The following is a 2,908-nucleotide window of genomic DNA, read 5'->3' on the forward strand; positions in this document are numbered from 1 at the left end:
GAAACATATTTAACCATCTATTTTAAAGACTTCTCTATGAACATCTTCAATCGCCTGGTTAATAAATTTATTTGGAGTTTGATTTACATTCTTAGCTAATGCGACAAGCTTCTCCTTGTTTTTGTTAGTTATATTGAGAACGAGTTTATCTTTAGAATTTTTGGTATCGGTCCCCAGTTGAACCCAAGCTTTTTTCATTCTTTGTATTACGTCTATTCTCTCTGAGTTACCTCTACTAATAATTTTGGTATCTCCCTTACGTTTCTTTAAAATTGCTAAGCTTTCAACATCCGTTCCCTCAACATTTGAAAGAATATCTAAGCTTGCAATTATCAGTTCATATTTTTCTTCTTTAGTTTGAGGGAAAAATATATCCTCAAGTATGATATATGAACGCTTTTCTTCATTAAGGTAATTATAAGTCCAGTCAATTTGGTGCTGATTAGAAGAATCAAGCCATTTTAGATCTTTTTCTTTACTACGATTTTTTAAATAGACAGATTTTGCGTATAGTATATCGACAGTCTTATGCTCTCCAACTCCCTTGTAATCAACTTTGTAAGCAGGAAGGTTTTGAGTGTATTCCTCAATAAACATATGTATTTCATAGCGTAAATAATCAGTCACTACGCTAATTAATTCTTCTCTCCCCTTATAAGCATTAATAAATATTGAGTCTTTAACTAAATATGCTAAAAATAGCGAACATCGCAGGTCATCTTTGAACCAACCTAAATACTCTTCAGGTAAAACGTTATGTATTTTATATAAGATTAATTCTCTATATGTCGAGAGAGGGTCCTGTCTACTTTGAAGATAGGTAATCAACAGATTTCTATAATCTCCACTATCTAAACCTATATTTTCTAAACTTCTGTTATCTAAAATGTTGCTGACATGAAGAAGAGACTTAGCATCGTTATTACTCAATTTTTGTAAATCAGCGTGAAAAGCTTCTACCGATTTCCTACGGAATTTGTCATCTTTTATATAGTCATCAACTTTATGCCTTAACCATTTGGATCGTGCATATCTTTCTATTGCTTCGTCAGAAACACGATCTACGCTGTTATTTAAAGTAGTTTGAGGCTTATCCATACTTTGAAGTTGATCCCAAAGACTTATATCCATCGTTATTTTCCTAAAAATAGAATAGTAAAATTATAGTTTATTTATATGAAAATACAATAAACTTACTATATAATTTCTAGTATTTTTCTAGAGAAAAACAGCCTCATGCCTTATGAATACAGATATCTTCAGCGTGTTAGGATTGATAAAACCTTTAAATCCTAAAAACAGCTTTCTTAAAGCTCTCACTTCTCACTAGGTACTATAAGAGTCTCGGTTTCTATATCTGTTTTAACTAATGCTTAATGGCAAAGTATTATATGTCTAAAGGCAAGTTGAATTTTTGAAATTCTAGCTACATTTACTACGTAACTCCCCACTTGCATACTCACTGATAACTCAATGTTTTTAGTCTTACAAACTACCCGTATTAGCAGTGAATCACATATTGAGCTAATCCGGTTATTAATATTATTAGTAAATAATTAGTAAATACATATTTGACTAATGTTTATTAAACTTATATTCAATCGTAGTAATAAAATATCTATCAGCCTAAGACTATGAACATCTAACCTTGGGTAAAATAAAATGAACACACTTTCCTTAGGGCATGACTACGTCGTCGCCAAAGTTGATAAACTAGTGACCGATATTCTTAGCCCTAACACTCGAATTAATATCCAACAAATAAGCGAGCAGTTGAACATTTATTATCAAGCAATGACGTCCTTATATAATGACGAATTACAGTACACTGCTTCGATAGAATGGTTTATAGGTAGTTGCTACCTTGTTTGTGGTAATTGCTATCCTAGCGAGCTTATCTGGGATAAAGCAATGACAAAAAAATTCATAGATACGCTCAGTTGTTATAAGCATGATTTTGCTATGGAAATTTCTAACTTTGCCCTTCGAGAGCAACGTAATAGCTACTCACTTCGTCAGTACATGAATTACTGTTTAGAGTATGCACGCGTACTTATCGTGAGAGTTGATTTAAAGATAAGATTAGAGTTCGCGCATCTTGTCGGTATCGAGAATTTTAGTGATTTTCTAGTTCAGCTCATGGATAAAATACAAAGGGATAGAGCAAGAGCGAATAGAAAAAAGAATACAAATAGAACTGTCAAAGACAAGGGTTGTTTCGAAGACTTAAGAGGTTATATTTGGGCGATAGAACAAGGAGTTGATACTGGTGGTTTGCATTGTCACATGTTATTGATATATAACGGTGATAAGCGTCAGCTTGACTGGTTCTTAGGTTATGCTATCGGAAAGAAATGGATTGAAATAACAGATGGATTGGGCTGTTATTTCAATTGTAATACCACCCATCATAAACGAGACTATAAGCGCCAAGATAAGCTTGGCATAGGTATGATTCGTAAGAGTAACCAGCTAGAGGTGGATAACGCTATAAATGCTGCGCTTTACCTAACTTGCCCTGAGAAGTATGAGCAGCGATTAAAAGCCAAGTTACTTGGCATGCGTAGCTTTGGTCATGGTCAATACCATAATACAAAGCGTCGAGGTCTCCCACCCATACCAAAATAATCTCAGGTATATACTATTTTAATGAGATAGCGCATTAGTAATTAGTAAAGCGCCTAATCCAATCAACATTTAATCAATAAAGGTCTGCCTCGTGCAGGCCTTTTTTATGCCTAAAATAAAAGGAGTGTTTATGAAAACCATCTGTCCATGTTGTCAGTCAACTGCGGTCTATGAGATGACTGATGGCATCAGTATCAATTTGATCGACCAGCTGTTGTCTCCTGCGGTTCTCGTCAGCCTTGGCGTTAGTCTGTGCAAGACGCTTAAAGTTCATCCTGCG

Annotated in this window: 2 protein-coding genes; one reads left to right on the forward strand and one right to left on the reverse strand. The window is 34.4% G+C overall.

All coding sequences use genetic code 11. The features are described 5' to 3' along the window. Nucleotides 1–9 precede the first annotated feature (9 nt). A complete protein-coding gene (locus ACT3S4_RS14215) occupies nt 10–1,131 on the reverse strand; it encodes a hypothetical protein (protein WP_444761290.1) in 1,122 nt (373 codons plus the stop codon). Nucleotides 1,132–1,662: 531 nt separating this feature from the next. Here ACT3S4_RS14215 and ACT3S4_RS14220 point away from each other — a divergent pair. Next, on the forward strand, nt 1,663–2,628 hold the full coding sequence (locus ACT3S4_RS14220) for a YagK/YfjJ domain-containing protein (RefSeq protein ID WP_444761291.1): 966 nt from the start codon (nt 1,663–1,665) through the stop codon (nt 2,626–2,628). The last annotated feature ends 280 nt before the right edge of the window (nt 2,629–2,908 follow it).

It is taken from the genome of Psychrobacter sp. AOP30-A2-5 (assembly GCF_052378115.1).
Lineage (GTDB): Bacteria > Pseudomonadota > Gammaproteobacteria > Pseudomonadales > Moraxellaceae > Psychrobacter.

Bases quoted from the DNA above. Each gene is read 5' to 3' on its own strand.
- ACT3S4_RS14215 (WP_444761290.1), bottom strand. From the start codon at position 1,131: ATGGATATAAGTCTTTGGGATCAACTTCAAAGTATGGATAAGCCTCAA.
- ACT3S4_RS14220 (WP_444761291.1), top strand. From the start codon at position 1,663: ATGAACACACTTTCCTTAGGGCATGACTACGTCGTCGCCAAAGTTGAT.